This is a genomic window from Pseudomonas asplenii (genome assembly GCF_900105475.1).
GTDB classification, from domain to species: Bacteria; Pseudomonadota; Gammaproteobacteria; order Pseudomonadales; family Pseudomonadaceae; genus Aquipseudomonas; species Aquipseudomonas asplenii.
The window spans coordinates 3,116,562-3,136,842 of sequence record NZ_LT629777.1 but is presented as its reverse complement, the minus strand read 5'-3'; the positions used below and the strand labels follow the sequence as shown (position 1 = coordinate 3,136,842).

The 20,281-nt window shown below is 62.0% G+C and carries 19 protein-coding genes, 4 tRNA genes and 1 pseudogene; 11 read left to right on the top strand and 13 right to left on the bottom strand.

From position 1 onward, the window contains the following. The first annotated feature begins 13 nt into the window (after positions 1 to 13). Positions 14 to 727, top strand: coding sequence for a cupin domain-containing protein (locus BLU37_RS14395; protein ID WP_090205868.1), 714 nt, complete (start codon positions 14 to 16; stop codon positions 725 to 727). Positions 728 to 735: 8 nt separating this feature from the next. On the opposite strand, the gene BLU37_RS14390 is transcribed toward BLU37_RS14395, so the two are convergent. After that, positions 736 to 1,620 (bottom strand): LysR family transcriptional regulator, encoded by an 885-nt coding sequence (locus tag BLU37_RS14390; protein ID WP_090205865.1) that lies wholly within the window; start codon positions 1,618 to 1,620, stop codon positions 736 to 738. Positions 1,621 to 1,715: 95 nt separating this feature from the next. Between BLU37_RS14390 and BLU37_RS14385 the strand changes: the two genes are divergently transcribed. From BLU37_RS14385 to BLU37_RS14365, 5 genes are all read left to right on the top strand, one after another. Then, a complete protein-coding gene (locus tag BLU37_RS14385; RefSeq protein ID WP_090205862.1) occupies positions 1,716 to 2,852 on the top strand; it encodes a DSD1 family PLP-dependent enzyme in 1,137 nt (378 codons plus the stop codon). Further along, positions 2,842 to 3,249 carry a RidA family protein gene (locus tag BLU37_RS14380; protein ID WP_090205858.1) on the top strand — a complete coding sequence of 136 codons (408 nt, stop codon included), beginning with the start codon at positions 2,842 to 2,844 and terminating at the stop codon, positions 3,247 to 3,249. The genes BLU37_RS14385 and BLU37_RS14380 overlap by 11 nt, the downstream gene beginning before the upstream one ends. Beyond that, on the top strand, positions 3,246 to 4,418 hold the full coding sequence (locus BLU37_RS14375) for an NAD(P)/FAD-dependent oxidoreductase (RefSeq protein WP_010449264.1): 1,173 nt from the start codon (positions 3,246 to 3,248) through the stop codon (positions 4,416 to 4,418). Before BLU37_RS14380 ends, BLU37_RS14375 begins: the two co-directional genes overlap by 4 nt. Beyond that, positions 4,415 to 5,260: a GNAT family N-acetyltransferase gene (locus BLU37_RS14370; protein ID WP_090205855.1), complete on the top strand. Its 846-nt coding sequence runs from the start codon at positions 4,415 to 4,417 to the stop codon at positions 5,258 to 5,260. Before BLU37_RS14375 ends, BLU37_RS14370 begins: the two co-directional genes overlap by 4 nt. A gap of 132 nt (positions 5,261 to 5,392) precedes the next feature. Next, complete coding sequence (locus tag BLU37_RS14365) at positions 5,393 to 6,856, top strand: aldehyde dehydrogenase family protein (RefSeq protein WP_090205853.1); 1,464 nt, start codon at positions 5,393 to 5,395, stop codon at positions 6,854 to 6,856. Positions 6,857 to 6,912: 56 nt separating this feature from the next. Here BLU37_RS14365 and BLU37_RS14360 read toward each other — a convergent pair whose 3' ends face one another. The 6 genes and pseudogenes from BLU37_RS14360 to BLU37_RS14330 all read right to left on the bottom strand — a co-directional run bounded on the left by BLU37_RS14360 (position 6,913) and on the right by BLU37_RS14330 (position 9,498). Continuing rightward, positions 6,913 to 8,238: an NAD(P)/FAD-dependent oxidoreductase gene (locus tag BLU37_RS14360; protein WP_090205850.1), complete on the bottom strand. Its 1,326-nt coding sequence runs from the start codon at positions 8,236 to 8,238 to the stop codon at positions 6,913 to 6,915. Positions 8,239 to 8,280: 42 nt separating this feature from the next. Then, positions 8,281 to 8,430, bottom strand: a pseudogene (locus BLU37_RS14355) (haloacid dehalogenase); the annotation flags it as partial. A gap of 562 nt (positions 8,431 to 8,992) precedes the next feature. After that, a tRNA-Asp gene (locus tag BLU37_RS14345) sits at positions 8,993 to 9,069 on the bottom strand. An 18-nt stretch (positions 9,070 to 9,087) separates the two neighbouring features. Then, positions 9,088 to 9,163 (bottom strand) — tRNA-Val (locus tag BLU37_RS14340). Positions 9,164 to 9,326: 163 nt separating this feature from the next. Further along, a tRNA-Asp gene (locus tag BLU37_RS14335) sits at positions 9,327 to 9,403 on the bottom strand. Between the two features lie 19 nt (positions 9,404 to 9,422). Continuing rightward, positions 9,423 to 9,498, bottom strand: a tRNA-Val gene (locus BLU37_RS14330). Between the two features lie 160 nt (positions 9,499 to 9,658). Here BLU37_RS14330 and rdgC point away from each other — a divergent pair. The 3 genes from rdgC to sugE all read left to right on the top strand — a co-directional run bounded on the left by rdgC (position 9,659) and on the right by sugE (position 12,127). Then, complete coding sequence (rdgC, locus tag BLU37_RS14325) at positions 9,659 to 10,579, top strand: recombination-associated protein RdgC (RefSeq protein ID WP_019363681.1); 921 nt, start codon at positions 9,659 to 9,661, stop codon at positions 10,577 to 10,579. A 162-nt stretch (positions 10,580 to 10,741) separates the two neighbouring features. Beyond that, positions 10,742 to 11,692, top strand: a complete 951-nt coding sequence (locus BLU37_RS14320; protein ID WP_010449251.1) for a bile acid:sodium symporter family protein — start codon at positions 10,742 to 10,744, stop codon at positions 11,690 to 11,692. Between the two features lie 117 nt (positions 11,693 to 11,809). Then, a complete protein-coding gene (sugE, locus tag BLU37_RS14315; RefSeq protein ID WP_019363682.1) occupies positions 11,810 to 12,127 on the top strand; it encodes a quaternary ammonium compound efflux SMR transporter SugE in 318 nt (105 codons plus the stop codon). Positions 12,128 to 12,242: 115 nt separating this feature from the next. Here the strand turns inward: sugE and BLU37_RS14310 are convergent, their stop codons facing one another. From BLU37_RS14310 to BLU37_RS14295, 4 genes are all read right to left on the bottom strand, one after another. Beyond that, the gene (locus BLU37_RS14310; RefSeq protein ID WP_090205844.1) at positions 12,243 to 14,120 is read right to left on the bottom strand and encodes an MFS transporter; all 1,878 of its coding nucleotides are present in this window, start codon (positions 14,118 to 14,120) and stop codon (positions 12,243 to 12,245) included. Positions 14,121 to 14,210: 90 nt separating this feature from the next. Continuing rightward, positions 14,211 to 15,365 (bottom strand): TDT family transporter, encoded by a 1,155-nt coding sequence (locus tag BLU37_RS14305; RefSeq protein WP_090205840.1) that lies wholly within the window; start codon positions 15,363 to 15,365, stop codon positions 14,211 to 14,213. A gap of 104 nt (positions 15,366 to 15,469) precedes the next feature. Continuing rightward, the gene (locus BLU37_RS14300) at positions 15,470 to 15,781 is read right to left on the bottom strand and encodes a cupin domain-containing protein (RefSeq protein WP_010448064.1); all 312 of its coding nucleotides are present in this window, start codon (positions 15,779 to 15,781) and stop codon (positions 15,470 to 15,472) included. Further along, positions 15,778 to 16,404, bottom strand: coding sequence for a cysteine hydrolase family protein (locus tag BLU37_RS14295; protein WP_090205837.1), 627 nt, complete (start codon positions 16,402 to 16,404; stop codon positions 15,778 to 15,780). Before BLU37_RS14295 ends, BLU37_RS14300 begins: the two co-directional genes overlap by 4 nt. Before the next feature lie 121 nt (positions 16,405 to 16,525). Here BLU37_RS14295 and BLU37_RS14290 point away from each other — a divergent pair, with 121 nt between their 5' ends. Further along, positions 16,526 to 17,482, top strand: a complete 957-nt coding sequence (locus BLU37_RS14290) for a helix-turn-helix domain-containing protein (RefSeq protein ID WP_090205835.1) — start codon at positions 16,526 to 16,528, stop codon at positions 17,480 to 17,482. Here BLU37_RS14290 and BLU37_RS14285 read toward each other — a convergent pair. Continuing rightward, positions 17,424 to 18,224, bottom strand: coding sequence for a hypothetical protein (locus tag BLU37_RS14285; RefSeq protein WP_090205832.1), 801 nt, complete (start codon positions 18,222 to 18,224; stop codon positions 17,424 to 17,426). The two genes, BLU37_RS14290 and BLU37_RS14285, sit on opposite strands and share 59 nt — an antisense overlap. Positions 18,225 to 18,331: 107 nt before the next feature. Continuing rightward, complete coding sequence (locus BLU37_RS14280; RefSeq protein WP_090205829.1) at positions 18,332 to 19,528, bottom strand: MFS transporter; 1,197 nt, start codon at positions 19,526 to 19,528, stop codon at positions 18,332 to 18,334. Between the two features lie 91 nt (positions 19,529 to 19,619). Here BLU37_RS14280 and BLU37_RS14275 point away from each other — a divergent pair, with 91 nt between their 5' ends. Then, positions 19,620 to 20,168 (top strand): TetR/AcrR family transcriptional regulator, encoded by a 549-nt coding sequence (locus BLU37_RS14275; RefSeq protein WP_026007824.1) that lies wholly within the window; start codon positions 19,620 to 19,622, stop codon positions 20,166 to 20,168. Positions 20,169 to 20,281 lie beyond the last annotated feature (113 nt).

The following is a 20,281-nucleotide window of genomic DNA, read 5'->3' as shown; positions in this document are numbered from 1 at the left end:
GGAGCACTCCCCCATGTCATCTCCCCGTATCCTGCTGTTGGCACGCGCCGACGGCAGCCACGTTGCCACTTCCTTCAACACCCGCGCCTTGAGCGTCCTGGACCCGTTCGGCGACACCCGTCAACTCGCCTGGCTGGGCGACGATGGCGTATCTGCAGGACTTGTGCGGTTCAGCGGGGAAACCGTGATCGAAGACTTTCCCCACAGCGAAACACTGGTGGTTCACGCAGGGCATGTGGTGCTCAGCAGCACAGACCAGACAGTGCAATTGGATGTCGGCAGCAGCGCGGTGATCGGCCGTGGTACACGACTCACGGTGCAGGCGAGCGCAGGCAGCGAATGGGCCTTCTGCGCAGTCGACCAGGCCAATGCCCCCGTCTGTCCGGGTCTGACCCCACTCGATCCGCACACCCGGCTCAACCCTTCCGCCGCGCCGGAACCGCAGATCCTGATCGGACCCACTCCACAGTGCCGCGCGTTCAACCTGTTCGACGATGCAGTGACCGAGCTGCGGGTCGGCATCTGGGACTCGACGCCCTACGCCCGACACGGCCGTCCGCACAAACTGCATGAATTGATGCACCTGCTCGAAGGCAGCGTCACCCTGCAAGACAACGAGGGTCAAGCAGTCACGGTCAATCGCGGGGACACGGTGTTCGTGGCCAAGGGCGCGCCGTGCGCCTGGATCAGCACGGTCTATGTACGCAAGGTCTACGCAGTGAAATAAACGCCCGATCAGGCTTTCAGCGCCTCTTCCAGAAACGCCACCAACGCCTCTACACGCGGGCTGCGTAGTTTGCGCGACGGCACCAGCAGGATGACCGGGGCGCTGTCAAAGCTCCAATCGGCCAACACGCGCACCAGGCTGCCGTTGGCCACGGCGTCGCTCACATCCCACTGCGAACGCAGCACCAACCCCAAGCCTTGCTCGGCCCAGCGCCGGGCAACGCTGCCGTCGTTGCTCAACAACGCGGGCTCCACGCGCAGCGTCTTGCGGCCCTGGCCCTTGCGCAGGTGCCACAGCGTGACGTCTTCATCATTTTCGCGGATGCAAATGCAGCGATGGGAGACCAACTGCTCCGGCGAGGAAGGCACACCGTGCACTTGCAGATAGGCCGGGCTGGCGCACAACCAGCGCTCGTTTGGCGTGAGTGGCCGCGCGGTCCACAGGCTGTCATTGAGATGACCGATGTGAATCACCGCATCGCTGTCATGACGATCAGGCCAGGGCGTCTCGCGCAAATCCAGATGCAGGCGCAGTTGTGGATGCATTTTGGCAAACCGCGCCAACAGTGGTGCGATGCGCTGGCGACCAAAACCAAATGGCGCCGCCAATCTCAAGGTGCCCGTCAGCGTCTCGTCCTTTCGCCTGAACGAATCCGGCAGCGCCTCCAACTGCTCCAGCAACAGCGCACTTTCTCGCGAGAACCGCTCACCATCGGCCGTAAGGCTGAGCCGCCGGGCATCACGATTGGCCAGGGTCAGCCCCAGCAATGTTTCCAGTTTGCGCAGGCGCATGGAGAGCGCCGGCGGCGAGACATTCAGGGTCCTGGCAGCGGCACTCAATGATTCGGAGCGGGACAAGGCGACAGCCAGACGCAGGTCTTCGATAGAAATCATTCAGTTTTACTTAATGATTGATTCGCTTTGATTTAACCACAAGTTAAAGACCGCTGAGTAGAGTGCAGCCTGTCCCCAGCCCTGCGAGTTCTGCCATGTCCACGCCGATTGCTTGCCTCGACACACCTGCCGCCCTCGTCGATATCCCCCGAATGCAGCGCAACATCCAGCGAATGCAACAGCGCATGAAAGACCTGGGCGTACGTTTGCGCCCGCACATCAAGACCAGCAAATGCCTGCCGGTGATCCACGCACAAATGGCCGCAGGCGCCAGCGGCGTCACGGTTTCCACCCTTAAAGAAGCCGAGCATTGCTTCGCCGCCGGCATCGCCGATGTGTTCTATGCCGTTGCCATGGTACCGGGCAAACTCCCCCAGGCCCTGGCCCTGAGACGTAAAGGCTGCAACCTCAGCCTGCTGACCGACAGCGTTGCAGGGGCCGAGGCCATCGTCGCGTTCGCACGCCTGCACGACGAGCGCTTCGAGGTATGGATTGAAATCGATTGTGACGGCCATCGTTCCGGCCTGGCCGCGCAAGCCCCTGCACTGCTCGACGTCGCGCGTATCCTCGACGGCGGCGGCCTGCAACTGCGCGGCGTGATGACCCACGCCGGCTCCAGTTACGAGTTGGACAGCCTTGAACCCCTGCAGGCGCTGGCGGAACAGGAACGCATGCTCTGCGTAAGCGCCGCAGAAAACATCCGCGCCATCGGGCTGGCGTGCCCCGAGGTCAGTATCGGCTCAACCCCCACCGCCCTCTCGGCGCTGAACCTTGCGGGCGTCACCGAAGTACGTGCGGGCGTGTATGTGTTCTTCGACCTGGTCATGCGCAACATTGGCGTGTGCCAGGCCGACGAGTTGGCGCTGAGTGTACTGACCACGGTCATCGGCCATCAGCAGGACAAAGGCTGGATCATCACCGACGCCGGCTGGATGGCCATGAGCCGTGACCGCGGCACGCAACGCCAGCGCCAGGACTTCGGTTATGGCCAAGTGTGTACCGAAGCGGGCGCCTGGATCGACGGAGCGCTGGTCACCGGAGCCAATCAGGAACACGGCATCATCAGCATGGAGGCTGCCCAAGGTGAAGCGCTTGCCACACGTTTTCCCATCGGCAGTCGGCTGCGCATCCTGCCCAACCATGCCTGTGCCACCGGCGCGCAGTTCCCGGACTATCATGCCGTGGATGCCGATGGCACGGTCCACACCTGGAGTCGCCTGCATGGCTGGTAATCACATCCACTCGATTTTCAGCCCCCACGCGGCACCACCGGGCGGGCACTATGCCCAGGCGGTCGCACACGGGGGCGTGTTGTATGTGTCAGGACAACTGCCGGTACGCGCCAATGGCGAGCACAGCAACGGTGAGCCGTTCGAGGTTCAGGCTTCGATTGCCCTGGATAACCTGATGGCGATCCTCGGTGAAGCGGGCCTGAGTCAGCGTGACCTGCTCAAAGTGACGGTGTACGTCGTCGGGATAGAACACTGGCCCGCCTTCGATCAGATTTACGCGCGCTACCTGGGTGAACATAAACCGGCGCGCGCCGTGGTGCCCGTGCCGGTGCTGCATCATGGTTACCTGATCGAAATCGAAGCGGTGGCCCGTGTCGCCCAGGAGCAACCTTCATGATCCCGCAAAAAAGCGACGTGCTGATCATCGGCGGCGGCATCATGGGCGCATCGTCGGCGTTTTTCCTGCGCCGACGCGGTTGCTCGGTCACCCTGCTGGAACGCGACCAGATCGGCCAGTACGCCAGCGGTGTCAATTTCGGCAACGTACGCCGCCAAGGCCGCTACCTGGGGCAACTGGAACTGGCCAATCGTTCGTGGGCGCTATGGAAACGCCTGCCGGAACTGATCGACGATGACCTGGAATTTATCCCCAGCGGCCACATGCGCGTGTGTTATCGCGATGATGAAATCGCCGAACTCGAAGCCTACGCCGCCGCGCCGGAAGCCGCGCAACTGGACCTGAAAATCTATCGCGGCGCCGAGTTGCACCGACGCTTCGGTTTCCTCGGCTCAGAGGTGCGAGGCGGCTCCTATGCGCCCCATGACGGCCATGCCAACCCCCGCCTGGCCGCACCAGCGTTTGCCCGCGCCGCCCGGCGCCTCGGCGCACGAATCGAGGAAAAAACCGAAGTCGCGGACGTGGAAAAGGTCAATGGCCTGTTCCACGTCACCACCACCGACGGACAACTGTTCGCCGCAGAGCAACTGTTGATTACTGCCGGCGCCTGGGCCGCCCGCTTGTCCGAGCGCTTTGGCGAACCGGTGCCGCTGGAGCCCAACGGCCCGCAGATGTCGGTCACTGAACCGGTGCCCTATGCCTTGCCCACCGTGATCGGCGTGTTCACCAAAATCAAGGAAGAGGTCATCTACTTCCGTCAGATCCCGCGCGGCAACATCATCATCGGCGGCGGCAACCGCTGCACGCCGGACATGGTCAACCGACGGGCGTATTTCAAACCCGAAAGCCTGCTCAACCAGATGCGTCAGATGAAGCGCCTGCTACCGGGGGCCGAGAAACTGAACATCATCCGCGTGTGGAGCGGCATCGAAAGCTACACCCCCGATTCCCTGCCGGTCATGGGCCCCAGCGGCAGCGTGGACGGGCTGTTTTATGCCTTCGGTTTTTGCGGCCACGGCTTCCAGCTAGGCCCGGGCGTGGGGGATGTGATGGCCGAACTGATCAGTACCGGGAGCACCAGCACCTTGATCAGTCCGTTCGATATCCGGCGGTTTACCCAACCCTCGATGGTCACTGCCAACCTCCCCACTACAGGAAAACTGATATGAGCCACCCATACGTGTATCGCAAGGTCAGCGCCGCCGACATGCCTGCTGCCCACGCACTCTCCATGCACCTGAAATGGCCTCACCGCGAGGAAGACTGGGCCATGGTACAGCGCACGTCCGAAGGCTTCGTCGCCGAACATGACGGTGCCTTGGTAGGCGTCGCGTTCGCCTGCCATCAGGGGGCCTATTCTTCGATTGGTCTGGTGATCGTGAGTGATCAGCACCAGGGCAAAGGTATCGGACGCCGCCTGATGAACCTGTGCCTGGATGCCGTGGCCCCGCGCACGCCCCTCCTCAATGCCACCGAGTCAGGTGCGCCGTTGTACATCAGCATGGGTTTCGTCGAGTTTGCACGCATCCAGCAACATCAGGGCGTGCCGCAGGCGCCTGCGCCCATCCCCTCGACACCTCACACAGCGTGTCGCGTATTGAGCCCGGCCGATTATCCGAAGGTGATCGAACTGGCCAAAGCCGGCAGCGGCCTGGACCGCACCGGGGTACTCAATGACCTGCTGCCGGCGGCCGAGCAGGTGGTCGGCATAGAGGTAGAAGGACACCTCAAAGGATGCGCCCTGCTGCGCCGATTTGGTCGTGGTCATCTTATTGGCCCCGTGGTTGCACAAGACCAGGACCAGGCCCGACAGTTGATTACCCATCTGCTGCAGTCGATCCCCGGCGCCTTCGTGCGCTTCGACATCCCCACCGAGTGCGGGTTGGCCGAATGGCTGGAGAGCCTGGGACTGCCGTGCGTGGATAAAGCGCCACGGATGGTGCGGGGTATGCCGCCGCAACCCAGCGACGGCATCAACCAGTTTGCGCTGGTGACGCAAGCCATCGGCTAACGGCCAGATTCAGCAGATTATCCCTTGCAGGGTTGAAGAACGGCATCTTTGGGCTGGCACCTTTTGCTAGGTTAGCGATACATCGGGCCGTGCTGTACGCAACGCCTATTTACGCTCCAGGGAGCCAGTTGGATGACCACACACACATCGATCAACGACAGCCTTGATCCGCAAACGTCTCAGCAGTTTTACATCGATGGCCGCTGGGTGAACCCGGCCATTTCGGCCAGTTTGCCGGTGGTCAATCCGGCCAGTGAAAAGGTGGTTGCCCAGGTGGCGTGCGGGTCTGCCGAGGATGTCGACCGGGCCGTGGCTGCCGCACGGGCGGCGTTGGCCGGTTGGTCTGCGACCCCTGCCGAGTCAAGAGCGCAGGTGCTGGGAAAAATCCACGAACTGATCATCGAGCGCAAAGAGCAGCTTGCGCAGGCGCTCAGCCTGGAAATGGGCGCGGCCATCAGCTTCGCGCGAGCGATGCAAGTGCCGCTGGCGGCCGAACATGTCCGGGTTGCCCGTGACCTGCTGTCCACTTATCGCTTCCAGACCCTTGAAGGCAGCACCGCAATCGAGCGCGAGCCTATCGGCGTGTGCGGTCTTATCACACCGTGGAACTGGCCGCTGTATCAAATCACCGCGAAAGTGGCCCCGGCCATCGCCGCCGGTTGCACCGTGGTATTGAAACCCAGCGAACTGTCACCGCTGAGCGCCCTGCTGTTTGCCCAACTGGTGCATGACGCCGGCCTGCCGCCCGGCGTGTTCAACCTGGTGAACGGCAGTGGGGCCGAGGTCGGTGCCGCCATGGCGGCACACCCGGATATCGACATGATTTCAATCACCGGCTCCAACCGTGCAGGCGCGCTGGTTGCACAAGCCGCCGCCCCGACGGTGAAACGCGTCACCCAGGAGCTGGGGGGCAAGTCCCCGAATGTAATGCTGCCTGATGCCGACTTCGCCAAAGCCGTGCCGCTGGGAGTGATGTCGGCGTTTCGCAACGTAGGGCAATCGTGCAGTGCGCCAACCCGCATGATCGTGCCCAAAAGCCGCCTGGCCGAGGTCGAAGCCCTGGCTGCCGCCACGGCGAATGCACTCATCGTCGGCGACCCGCAATCGGAAGCCACCCAGTTGGGCCCGATTGCCAACGAAGCCCAGTTCAATCGCGTCCAGGCGATGATCCAGGCAGGCCTCGACGAAGGCGCCAAACTGGTCTGCGGTGGTCCCGGACGGGCGTCCGGTTTTGACACCGGCTTCTATACCCGGCCGACCGTTTTTTCCGAAGTGAGCAGCACCATGCGCATTGCCCAGGAGGAAATCTTTGGCCCGGTGCTGTGCATCATTGCCTATGAGACGCTGGATGAAGCGGTCGCCATCGCCAACGATACCGTGTATGGGCTCGGCGCCCATGTCCAGACACAGGATCTGGCGCTTGCCCGTGCCGTCGCTTCGCGTATTCGCGCAGGGCAAGTGCACCTGAACTATCCCGCCTGGGACCCGATGGCGCCCTTCGGTGGTTACAAACGTTCGGGTAATGGCCGCGAGTACGGCGTGCATGGCTTTGAAGAGTTTCTGGAAACCAAGGCCATCGTTGGCTTTGGTCGATAGAGTACAAAGGCCGTTGCATGCGGCAATGGCCTGCACGCAACGGCCTCGGCTTCAGCTCAAAAATCTGCCACTTTGCCCCAAGCGGACATTTGAAAACGGTCCGGATGATAGGGCAGTGGGTCCACGATGGGGGTCATGCCGCTGACGATATCGGCAATCAGATGGCCCGCACCGGGACCGATACCGAAGCCATGTCCACTGAACCCGGCCGCCAGTACCAGCCCAGGCAGGCTGGCCATCTCACCGATGCCTGGAACACCATCCGGGGTACTGTCGACATAACCGGCCCAGGCCGCCTTGATCGACGTGCCGCTCAACGCGGGCATCAGTTCCACCGCGCGCTTATAGGTCAAGGCAACGGTCGAGGCGTCAGCGGCAGGATCGAGAATTCGCATTTTTTCCATCGGCGTGGGCTGGTCAAGACGCCAGCGCTTCCAGCTTTCGTGGCCGGCACGCCAGCCATCCAGGCCACCAGGTGCAAGGTTGCGCCAGCGGCGTTGAAACATCGGCAGAAATTGCATGGAAAAACCCAGCAACTGCGGGGTGATGTCGACCCGGCCGCGGCCGCTGATCGCCAGCGTGTAGCCGCCGTCGGAGCGACGGGTCATGGACGCGCTCGTGGTGTGCAGAGCACTGGGAAGTTCCTGGCTGGGGGCCGTGACCGAAAGTACGGTCTGACGAATCGTCGCCTGCGGAAAACGAATACCGTACTGGCGACAGAACGACGATGCCCAGGCGCCTGCGGCAAGCACCGCGATCCTGGTACGAATGGTGCCTTTTTCGGTCACCACCGCCGACAATCGACCGCCTTCGGTCTCCACGCCACGCACCGCGCAATCCTGATGCACGCTGCTGCCCAGCGCCATAATCGCGCGCGCGACGGCCGGTGCCGCATGGGAGGGGAAGGCGATACCGTCGGTGGGTGCGAACACCCCGCCTTTCCAGGGTTTGCCGGTTGCCTTGCCGCGCTCGGCGGCTTGTTCGGCGGTGAGCATCTGGGTCGGGACATTGACCGTGCGCGCAAACTCGCCCCAGCGCGCCCACCCTTCCAGTTCCTGATCGTTGTTGCTCAGGTAGAGCAAGCCGCACCGCGTAAAACCGGTATCTTCACCGGTTTGCTTGGCGAACTGCTCCCACAGTTCCAGGCTTTTGGTGGCCATCGGCAACTCACGCGCATCGCGGTTCTGCTGACGGCACCACCCCCAGTTACGGCTTGATTGCTCGGCGCCTATGCGGCCCTTTTCAACCAACGCGACCTTCATGCCGCGCCTGGCCAGGTAATAGGCGGTAAATGAGCCGATGATGCCGCCGCCGATCACGACCACATCGGCCTGCGCCGGCAGGTCGGCGCAGGTTTGCACGGAAATTAAAGGTGCTGGCATGTTCTAGGTATCCATAGGGGTCAGACGTGACCTGAGACTAAAGCGATAGGCCGCCTGGTCCTTGATGAACGGCTCCATTCGCTCAACCGGTACGCCATCGGCAAACAGCTCGCACGTCAGGGCTGCGGTTTTGAAAGGGGTCAGCGTGCCGTAGCAGTCGAAGGTCATGTACCTGGGGCGAAAAAAGCTCATGAAGGCGGTCCTGAATGAGTAATGAGGTCATGACGGCGTAAGCCGCTGCCGTGTGCCTGGCATCGCCTCCTCATGGATTTATTACACCACCATGAAGCCGTGCATAAACGGGTAAAACAGAGGGTCACTGGGTACAAACCACCGTTTAACAGGCCCGCCCCGGCAGACTTTGCCGAAGGCCGCCGGGGGCGCAGAGTTGCCGTCGCAACAATCCTGCGATGAGGACCCCAAGCCAAGCGTCGCCGACCATGAGCACTTGATCGTGTGTCTGCGCAGCCGTGACGTTGAAACAGCCCGCACAGCCGTTGTAGAACATTGGGAGGATTCAAGCAGCAAGTGGCTACGCGCACAGTTCGAACGGCAACCATCGCGGTGAGCGGCGTGAAACCGCTCTCTGGCGACATGACTGCAAACGGCTCAAGGCGGTGCCAGCGGCGTACTTGAATGTGTACTTGAAACCGTGGCGGGAGATGGATTCCAGCAGAATCCAGAAACGCAAAAAGCGGCACAAGGCCGCTTTTTGCGTGGCTTCCAGGCGTTCAGTAGGCCTTGGAAGCAAATATGGCGCAGCGGACGGGACTCGAACCCGCGACCCCCGGCGTGACAGGCCGGTATTCTAACCGACTGAACTACCGCTGCGCGTAACACTGAAACGAATGGTGGGTGATGACGGGATCGAACCGCCGACCCTCTGCTTGTAAGGCAGATGCTCTCCCGGCTGAGCTAATCACCCTTCGCTTCCGGTGTGGGCGCATTATGCCACAAAAAAACCATAAAGCACTGATTTAAATAAAAAAATTTAAATTCTGGATTTCCTGCACACCAGACAGCAAAAAGCCCGCACTGGGCGGGCTTTCCGTGATGACCTGGCGTTCAGTGGTCCAGATCATCGAATATGGCGCAGCGGACGGGACTCGAACCCGCGACCCCCGGCGTGACAGGCCGGTATTCTAACCGACTGAACTACCGCTGCGCGTAACACTGATAACGAATGGTGGGTGATGACGGGATCGAACCGCCGACCCTCTGCTTGTAAGGCAGATGCTCTCCCGGCTGAGCTAATCACCCTTCGCTTTCGGTGTGGCGCGCATTCTACGGAGCACTCCCCTCTCTGGCAAGCACTTTCTTTAATATTTTTTTCAGGCCTTCCAAAGACTTAGCAGAGGGTTGGCCTATCGGGCCACGAAGAGAATAATGCCCTCCTTTGTCTAAAGGAGAGATTCGCCCCATGTGGTTCAAGAACCTGCTGATCTACCGCCTGACCCAGGATCTGCCCTTTGACGCCGAGGCCCTGGAGGCCGCGCTGGCGACCAAACCGGCCCGCCCCTGCGCAAGCCAGGAGTTGACCACCTATGGCTTCGTCGCGCCATTCGGCAAGGGTGAAGACGCTCCACTGGTACATGTCAGTGGCGATTTCCTGCTGGTTTCGGCCCGCAAGGAAGAACGTATCCTGCCGGGTAGCGTGGTGCGTGATGCCCTGAAGGAAAAGGTCGAAGAGATCGAAGCCGAACAGATGCGCAAGGTCTACAAGAAGGAGCGCGACCAGCTCAAGGATGAAATCATCCAGGCTTTCCTGCCTCGCGCCTTCATCCGTCGCTCGGCGACCTTCGCCGCGATCGCCCCGAAACAGGGCCTGATCCTGGTCAACTCGGCCAGCCCGAAACGCGCCGAAGACCTGTTGTCGACCTTGCGCGAAGTACTCGGCACCCTGCCGGTACGCCCTCTGACCGTGAAGATCGCACCGACCGCAGTGATGACCGACTGGGTCAAGACCCTCAAGGCAGCCGAGCACTTCTTCGTCCTCGACGAGTGCGAACTGCGCGACACCCAGGAAGACGGCGGCATCGTCCGCTGCAAGCGCCAGGACCTGACCGGCGAAGAAATCCAGTTGCACCTGAGCACCGGCAAGATGGTCACTCAACTGGCTCTGGCCTGGCAGGACAAGCTGTCCTTCGTGCTCGACGACAAGATGGTGGTCAAGCGCCTGAAGTTCGAGGACCTGCTGCAGGACCAGGCCGAACAGGACGGCGGCGACGAGGCCCTGGGCCAACTGGATGCCAGCTTCACCCTGATGATGCTGACCTTCGGCGAGTTCCTGCCGCAGTTGTTCGACGCCCTGGGCGGCGAGGAAATCCCGCAGGGGATCTGACCTCTGCCCGGTAGACGCCAGCCGGGCGGCGCTCCGCTGGCTGGCGATGGCGGTGCCCTGTAGGCGCCTGGCTTGCCAGCGAAGCTTTTCAGCGACCTCACGGGCCCCTTCGCCGGCAAGCCGGGCGCCTACAGGTACATTGCACATAACAAGGAAAACACCATGCGCGCACTGGCCGCCCTGAGCCGTTTTGTCGGTAATACCTTCGCCTACTGGGTGCTGATTTTCGCCGTGTTGGCGTTTCTGCTGCCCGGCGGGTTCATCAACCTGAAAGTCGCCATCGTGCCCCTGCTCGGCCTGGTGATGTTCGGCATGGGCCTGACCCTCAAACTCGAAGACTTCGCCGCAGTCGCCCGCCATCCCTGGCGTGTGGCCCTGGGCGTGGTCGCCCACTTCATCATCATGCCCGGCATGGCCTGGCTGCTCTGCCAGATCTTCCACCTGCCGGCGGAAATCGCCGTCGGCGTGATCCTGGTAGGCTGTTGCCCGAGCGGTACCTCCTCCAACGTGATGACCTGGCTGGCCCGTGGCGACCTGGCGTTGTCGGTGGCGATTGCCGCCGTCACCACCCTGCTCGCGCCACTGCTGACGCCTGCGCTGATCTGGCTGCTGGCCTCGGCCTGGTTGCCGGTGTCGTTCATGGAGCTGTTCTGGTCGATCCTGCAGGTGGTCTTGCTGCCGATCGTGCTGGGTGTGGTTGCCCAACGCCTGCTGGGTGAGCGGGTGCGTCACGCGGTCGAGGTGTTGCCACTGGTTTCAGTGGTCAGCATCGTGATCATCGTCGCAGCGGTGGTTGCCGCCAGCCAGGCGAAGATCGCCGAGTCGGGGCTGCTGATCATGGCGGTGGTGATGCTGCACAACAGTTTCGGCTATCTGCTGGGCTATTTCACCGGACGCCTGTTCAAGCTCCCCCTGGCCCAGCGCAAGTCGCTGGCCCTGGAAGTCGGCATGCAGAACTCCGGGCTCGGCGCGGCCCTGGCCAGTGCGCACTTCTCGCCACTGGCGGCGGTGCCGAGCGCGCTGTTCAGCGTGTGGCACAACATCTCCGGCGCACTCTTGTCGAGCTGGTTCCGCCGGATGAGCGACGGCCAGGAGCGCCAAGCAGCCGACTGAGAGAGACTTGTTCCCCGGATGGAGAGTGTGCAATAAAATGCGCAAGGCAGGGACGACCTTGCGGCTCACTCGAGCAATTCAATCCGGGGACGGCCCCATCAACTGATGGAGGCTCACATGTCCTGGATCATTCTGTTTTGCGCCGGTCTGTTTGAAATCGGCTGGGCCGTTGGCCTGAAATACACCGATGGCTTCAGCCGTCCGCTCCCCACCGTGCTCACCATTGGCGCCATGGCGATCAGCCTGGGCCTGCTCGGCCTGGCCTTGAAAGAGCTGCCGCTGGGCACCGCTTATGCGGTGTGGACCGGTGTCGGTGCGGTGGGCACGGTAATCGCCGGGATCATTCTGTTTGGCGAATCCATGGCCCTGATGCGCTTGGCGAGCGTGACCCTGATCCTCGCCGGACTGATCGGCCTGAAGGTCTCCGCTTCCTGACACATCGCCCTGTAGGAGCCTGGCTTGCCAGCGAAGAGGCCGGCAAGATCGCTGAAAGCTTCGAGGCGCTGCCGCGTCCCGACAAGCCCCGCTCCTACAGGCCCCCTACCTCCCTCTAGCGACGGGCCATCCCCCGCAACTGCAACACCTGCTCACGCAGCTTCGACGGCAGCGCCGATTCGGCAGCCACCGCCGGCCCGGCCACCAGCGTCACCCGCGACCACAGGCGCCGGAAGAAACCCTTCTGCGGGTCCCGGCTGAAGAAGCTGCCCCACAGCCCCTGCAGCGCCAGAGGGATCACCGGCACCGGAGTTTCCTCGAGCACGCGCATCGTGCCGCCCTTGAACTCATTGATCTCACCGTCGCTGGTCAGCTTGCCCTCGGGGAAGATGCACACCAGTTCACCGTCCTTGAGGTACTCGGCGATTTTCCTGAAGGCCTGCTCATAAATCTCCTGGTCCTCGCCACGTCCGGCAATCGGAATGGCGCCCGCGGTGCGGAAGATGAAATTGAGCACCGGCAACTTGTAGATTTTGTAGTACATCACGAAACGGATCGGCCGCCGCACCGCGCCGCCGATCAGCAGCGCATCGACGAACGACACGTGGTTGCACACCAGCAACGCCGCGCCTTCGTCGGGAATCAGCTCGAGGTTTTTGTGCTCGACCCGGTACATGGAATGGCTGAGCAGCCAGATCATGAAGCGCATGCTGAACTCGGGGACGATCTTGAAGATGTAGGTGTTGACCGCGATGTTCATCAGCGACACCACCAGGAACAGCTCCGGAATCGACAGCTTCGCCACGCTCAGCAGCAGGATCGAGACAATCGCCGAGACCACCATGAACAGCGCGTTGAGAATGTTGTTCGCGGCAATCACCCGGGCCCGCTCGTTTTGCGCGGTACGCGACTGGATCAACGCATACAGCGGCACGATATAGAACCCGCCGAAGACACCCAGTCCCAGGATATCGAGCAGCACCCACCAGGCCTGATGGTGATGCAGCAATGCCAGCCAGTCATTGGCCTGGACGTTCTGCGGCAGATTGCCCGAGTGCCACCACAGCAGCAGCCCGAACAGGGTCAGGCCGAACGAGCCGAACGGTACCAGACCGATTTCCACCTTGCGCCCGGACAGGCGCTCACACAGCATCGAGCCGGTGGCGATGCCCACCGAGAACACGGTGAGAATCAGCGTCACCACGCTTTCATCACCGTACATCCACTCCTTGGCATAGGCGGGAATCTGCGTCAGGTAGATCGCGCCGACGAACCAGAACCAGGAGTTGCCGACGATCGAGCGCGAAACCGCCGGGGTCTGCCCCAATCCCAGACGCAGGGTGGCCCAGGACTGGCTGAAGATATTCCAGTCCAGGCGCAGTTCCGGGCTGGCCGCCGCCGCCCGAGGAATGCTACGGCTGGCCAGATAGCCGAATACCGCTACCAGCACAATGGCAGCGGAAACGAGGGTCGCGTAGTGCGCCGAGGACATCATGACCCCAGCGCTGATAGTCCCGGCCAGGATCGCCAGGAAGGTGCCCATTTCCACCAGGCCGTTACCGCCGACCAGTTCGTCCTCATGCAACGCCTGGGGCAGAATCGAATACTTCACCGGGCCGAACAACGCCGAATGGGTGCCCATGGCGAACAGCGTCAGCAGCATCAATGACAGGTGATCGAACAGGAACCCCACCGCACCGATCGCCATGATGGCGATCTCCGCGAGCTTGATCACGCGGATCAGCGAATCCTTGGCAAACTTCTCGCCAAACTGCCCGGCCAGGGCCGAAAACAGGAAAAACGGCAGGATGAACAGCAAGGCGCAGAGGTTGACCCATATGCCTCGCTCACCGTCGATGCTCAGTTTGTAGAGGATGGCGAGAATCAGCGACTGTTTGAAAACGTTGTCGTTGAACGCGCCGAGCGACTGGGTCACGAAGAACGGCAGAAAACGCCGGGTACGCAACAGACTGAACTGCGAGGGGTGACTCATCTTCCAGGGTCCTGAGTGGCGCCGAGAGCGGCTTTCTTATTGAGAGGCGGATCACCGCTCCAGGCCACAACCTTACCTAATCCTGAAGATTTATTTCACCATTCCTGCAATACAAGGCGAGACAAACAGCTCGCCTCTATAAGCCCCCCGCAGTGTCCGCGTACCCACGATCAGCCACAAAACAGTGAGCAACCCCACCAGCAGCAGGCCAAAACCGTTGAAAAAGCCCAGGTGCAGGCTGCTGCCCAGCTTCAGGGTCGCCAAGGAGTAGACGCCCAGGGGAAAGGTGAATCCCCACCAGCCGAGATTGAACGGAATGCCGCCGCGCAGGTAACGCAAGGTGATCAACAGCGCCATCAGCATCCACCACAGGCCAAAGCCCCAGAGGATGATCCCGGCGACCAGCCCCAGGCCACCGGCGATCTCCCCCACGCCCGGCAACCCATTGGCGGCAAACACCGCCGACGAGTCTGCCCCCAGCAACAGCATGCCCAACGCGCCAGTGCCGATCGGCCCCAAGGCCAGCCAGCTCGACGCCGCCATGCTTTCATGGGGCAGTTTGTGCAATGCCATGCGCAACAGCAGGATGGCGAGGATGCTGAAGGCCACAGGCACCGAAAAGGCCCAGAGCACGTAGCTGGTGATCAGCACCTTGAACTGCAGCGCCGTGTCGCTCAGATGCGGTGCCAGCAGCGCGCCACTGGCCGCCGCCACTTCCGCCGCCACCACCGGCAACAGCCAGACCGCCGTCATCTGGTCGATACTGTGCTCCTGGCGAGTGAACATCAGGTAGGGAATCAGTACCCCGCAGGCCAGGGACATCGCCACATCAATCCACCACAGCAGCTGGGCGATGCGTACCGCCTCCTCGCCCCACTGCGGCACACCGAACAGCAGGAAGCCGTTGATGATGGTTGCCAGCCCCATGGGAATGGTGCCGAAAAACATCGAGACCGTTGAGTGACCGAAGATCCGCCGAGCCTCATCGAAGAACAACACCCAACGTGCGCCATAGAGCATGCTGAACACCCCGAACAGCAGGATGTTGAACAGCCACAGGCCCTCGGCCACAGCATGCAGGCCCGGTACCTCGATGGGCAGTTGCGCCAGAGCCAGGGCCAACACCCCGGTGCCCATGGTTGCGGCGAACCAGTTGGGGGTGAACTGGCGAATGACTTCAAGGGGGTGCGGTAAATGGCTCAAGGGCCGCAGTCCGGGTTTGACGCTGTGGGTACAGATTTGCATGGCTGGCTCCTGTCCTCAGGTGAGGTTGAAGCCATCATAGAACCGCATCGAATATCTATATAACGGGTATTATCTCTATAACTTATCTATTTTAAAGATATTAATCAGAGACTCCCTTCGCTTTCGACCACCAACACCCGCGCCGGCCCCTGCGGCTCGGCCAGATGTTCGCAACCGATAGCCGCGTAAAAGATATCGCCGCTTTCCAGCATTACGGCTTGCTCGACGCCGTCCTGGCGATAGCGCATGCGCACCCGGCCATCCAGCACCACGAACACTTCCTGACCCTCGTTGACGTGCCAGATATAAGGCTGGTCGGTCCAATGCAAGCGCGTACTGATGCCATTCATGCTGGCAATATCCAGCGCCGCCCAGGGACGCTCGCCAGTGAACTCACGACTGCGGATGACCTTCATGGCTGCAGCCTCGCTTGCTGGTTGGACGCCGGAATCGACGAACGGGACAAGGACACGCCCTGCGCCACCGCCGATAACCACTGCGCCGTACTGACGACGGCGGCGAAGCGGCTATGGAACACCACACTGAAGACCCGATGGATTTCCTCGGCGCTGGCCCGCCCCGCTTCGTTGGCGTAGGGCAACGAGCCGGTGGCATCCGAGAGGAACTCGACTGCCAGACCACGGTGAGTGGCCTCGAAGACGGTCGAGGCGTTGCAGTTGTGGGTCATGTAGCCGACCACGCTCAGGGTGTCGATCTCATGTTGCGCCAGCCACTGGGCCAGGTCGGTGCCGGCAAAGGCGCTGGGCAGGGTCTTGTTCACCCGATGCTCATGCCGGCGCGAGGCAACCACCGAATGCAGCTCCCAGCCCGGCGAACCGATCGCGAACAACGGCGACGTCGCCGGCGTATCGTTCTGCACGACCACCACCGGAATGCCTGCGGCATTGGCCGCATCGATGGCCATGCCGATATTGGCCAGTGATTCGCTGACCGGCGGATATTCGATCAGCAGGTTGCCGCTGACGTATTCGTTCTGCACATCGATGACGATCAGCGCACGACGGGGGGCTTGGGACATGGCTCTCACCTGGTAACGGGTTCGGGAGCCCATGATTGCGCGCCCCCGTGAAACGCATAAGTGGCCTGAAAGACAATATTCGATAAGATCAGGCCAAACCTGTTCAGTCGAGAACACTTCGATGACCACGATCCATATCGCCGTGATCGCCTTCAACGGCATCAGCCCTTTCCATCTGTCCGTGCCGACTCTGGTGTTCGCCGAGCAACGCGAAGGCATCGACATGCCGCGCTTTTCCCTCAAAGTCTGCGGATTCGAGGACGGCCCCCTCAGTACCGCCGCAGGTTTCGATATCCAGGTACACCACGGGCTCGAAGTGCTGGAACAGGCGGACGTGATCATCATGCCGTCCTGGCGCGACACCGAGGAGCGGCCACCCGAGCCCCTGCTCGAAGCCTTGCGCCAGGCAGACGCCAAAGGTACGCGGATCGTCGGCCTGTGCCTGGGGGCCTTCGTACTGGCCGAGGCCGGGCTGCTGGACGGACGCAAGGCCACCACCCATTGGAATTGGGCGGCGGCCTTTACCCGACGCTACCCACGGGTGCTGCTCGATGCCGATGTGCTGTATGCCGAATCCGCTCATCTGCTGACCTCGGCCGGCACTGCCGCCGGCCTCGACTGCTGCCTGTACCTGATGCAGCAACTGTGCGGTGCCGAAGTCACGCACAAGGTGGCTCGCAGACTGGTGGTCGCGCCTCACCGTTCAGGTGGCCAGGCCCAGTTCATCGAACGCCCCATCGCCCTGGCCGGCGAGCAGCACCGCATCGGCCAACTGCTGCAATGGCTGGGAGAGCATTTCACCCATGACCACTCCCTCGACGAGCTGGCGGAACGCGCGGCCATGAGCCGCCGCTCACTGACCCGGCACTTCCGGCAAATAACCGGAACCACCATTGGCCAGTGGCTGCTGGCGCAACGTTTGAGCCACGCCCAGCGTCTGCTGGAGAGCAGTGCCCAAAGCATCGAAACCATCGCCCTGGAAGCCGGGTTCGGCAGCGCCCTGTCGTTGCGCCAGCACTTCAATGCGTCACTGCGTATTTCACCGTCGGCCTATCGGGCACAATTTGTCGGGCGCTGATCCAGGACGTTGCGGTTTCCACCGGAGGCTCGACCGCGCCGGACAAACCGCGAGAAAGATCCCACTGGTATTCCCCGCGCAGCCAGGCGACATCCAGCACCGGCTCCATACCCGGCAGCGCTCGCCTGATGTCGTCGCCACGTAGCAACAGATTACGCATGATCGCGAAACGCGCCCGGCTGATATGCCCGCCAGAACCATAAAAGGCGGGCCTGCCGAGCCTCGCCGCGACACCGGTGTCCCCCCCGAACCAGCCGACGGCGATACCCAGGCGCGCCATGATGAAAGGGTGATCCCTGAGAATCGAGGCACAGACCTCTACCAGTGCGATAAAACCCTGCACCGCCAGGTCCATGGACTCCAGGCCATGGAGTACGGCGATACGCCAGCCGATAGAGGCTCTGCGCCGACCGCTCAACAGGCAGTCGATGCATTCATGGGCCAGCAATACCCGCCGCCGCGGGTCCGGCTCCAGCAGCATGGCTTCGCGCAGGGTATGGAAGGCGTAGGCCAGCGGCACAGCCCCGCGTGGCCGCATCGCCGCCGAGGGCAGGACATGCCGCAATTGCCGACTGATACCCGGCAGCACACCGGCGCCCAGCAGCAACACCGCCTGCCGAGGCAAGGGTTGCGCGGCGATCTCAAGGACCAGGGTGAAGGTTTGCGAAAGATCCGCGCCAGCGAACTGGCGCGCAAAGTGATCGGCGTTCAGCGGGAACGTCCGGGAGGTGGAGGCAGACATGAGCGTCCTGAAGCATACGGATAATGGATCTGCCACAGGATGACCGGGCCCTGCTACCCACGACTTTCAATTAGCGCTCATCGCCCCGCTGCTCAGAGGTTGTCGTTTCAGGCAACACAGGTCCTGGTCGAACGTTGCAAACGCAACGCCAACAGGGCACCCAGTGACAGCAGGATCAGTACAGCGCCATACCCTTGCGTCGTGACGATCAGGCCCAGACTGCGACTGAGATTGCCCGCAAGGAACGCCGGCATGCAGAAGGCCAGATAGCTGAGCACATAAAACGTCGACATCAGCCCCGCCCGCTCATGGGGCAGAGCCAGCGGCACGACACTGCGTAGCGCCCCCAGAAAACCGGCGCCGAAACCACTGCCGGTGATCAGCGTAGCGACGAAGAACAATGACAGGCTCGCCTCATGCACCGCGAACAGCACCAGCATCACCCCCACCGCCAACAGGCCCGCCCCCAGTTGCAGAATGGTCTGCGCTGCCCGTTCACGCAGACTGTAAATGGCCAGGGCACCGCTCAGGGTAAGCATCGCCACCAGGCCACCACCGACCAGGTTCGAAGTCGAACCGGTGACCGTCCGCACCAATGAGGGCGCCAATGATGAATAGAAACCACCGACCATCCATACCGCGATATCGACCGGCAACGACAACCACAGGGCCCGCCGGGCCTGTGGGGGCACTTGCAGGGTCGGCCGCAGGGACGCCAGCGCCCCCGGCTGGGCGCTGACGCTTTCCGAAAGGCGCCAGACATACAGGGCCTGGAACACCAACAAGGCAAGCAGCAACTCATACACCAACTGCATCGGTCGTGGGCAAAACTCCACCAGCAGACTCGCCCCCAGGCCTCCACAGGCCATGCCCAGCAATGGGGCCAGGCTATTGACCAACGGTCCCCTGCGGTTATCACGATCCAGCAGGGCCGCGCCGAGTACGCTCGTCGCCATGCCCGTGGCAAAGCCTTGCAATACTCGGGCGGCGATCAACAGCGGTATGCTGTCGGCGACGATAAACAGCCCCATGGCAATGATTTCCAGCAGCAGCGCTCCGAAGATGACCGGCCTGCGCCCCAGGTAATCGGACAGGGAACCGACTGTCAGCAAGGCTGCCAGCAAGCTCAATGCATAGACGCCGAAAATCAGGGTCAGGGTCGCGGCCGAAAACTCCATCGCCTCCTGATACAAGTGATACAACGGGGTCGGCGCGCTGGACGCGGCGAGAAACGTCAGCAAGACCATCGACAGGAAAACCAGGCCGGACCGGTTTGAGACAGACGCGTCAGCAGGGTTGGACATGCACACACTCCACAAAAGCTAATATTTTGCTTTTGTTCAGTGTGCTATCGGATTCCGCTTAAAGCAAATTCTTTGTGTTAAGGTTTTATCCATGGCGATAAAAGAAAGCATCCGCCCCGGTGGCCGCAGTGCCCGGGTACAGGAATCGATTCATGCGGCCGTCCGTATGCTTCTGGAAGAACAGGAGCGTTCCAGCATCACCGTTCCACAAATCGCCAGTCGGGCCGGCGTCACTCCCTCGACCATCTATCGACGCTGGGGCGATCTCTCTGAACTGCTGGCCGACGTCGCCCTGGCACGCATGCAACCGGATCGCCCGCCGCTGGATACCGGCAGCCTGCTCGGCGACCTGCGCGCCTGGGCCGAACAGTATCTGGATGAAATCAATTCACAGCCTGGACGCACCATGATGCGCGACGTGCAGAACAGCGCGTCCAGCCCCTGTTATTGCGTGGAAATTCTCAGCAGTCAGTTGCAGGTCATCCTCGACCGCTACCGACAGGACGGCCAGCCCCACCCCACGGTCGATCAGTTGATCAACCTGATCGTCGCCCCGACGGTGTTTCGCGTTCTGTTTTCCGATACACCGCTGAGCGTCGAACAATTGCACCAGCAGATCGACATCGCTCTCGGCGGCTGAGCGGCAAACTGCGACACTCGGCCACGCTGCGACCTTGGTCGACACTGACGCCGTCCGGGCATCGTGCGAGACTGTGATCCCGGGGCCGGACCGCCCTCGGGATGTCTTTTGCC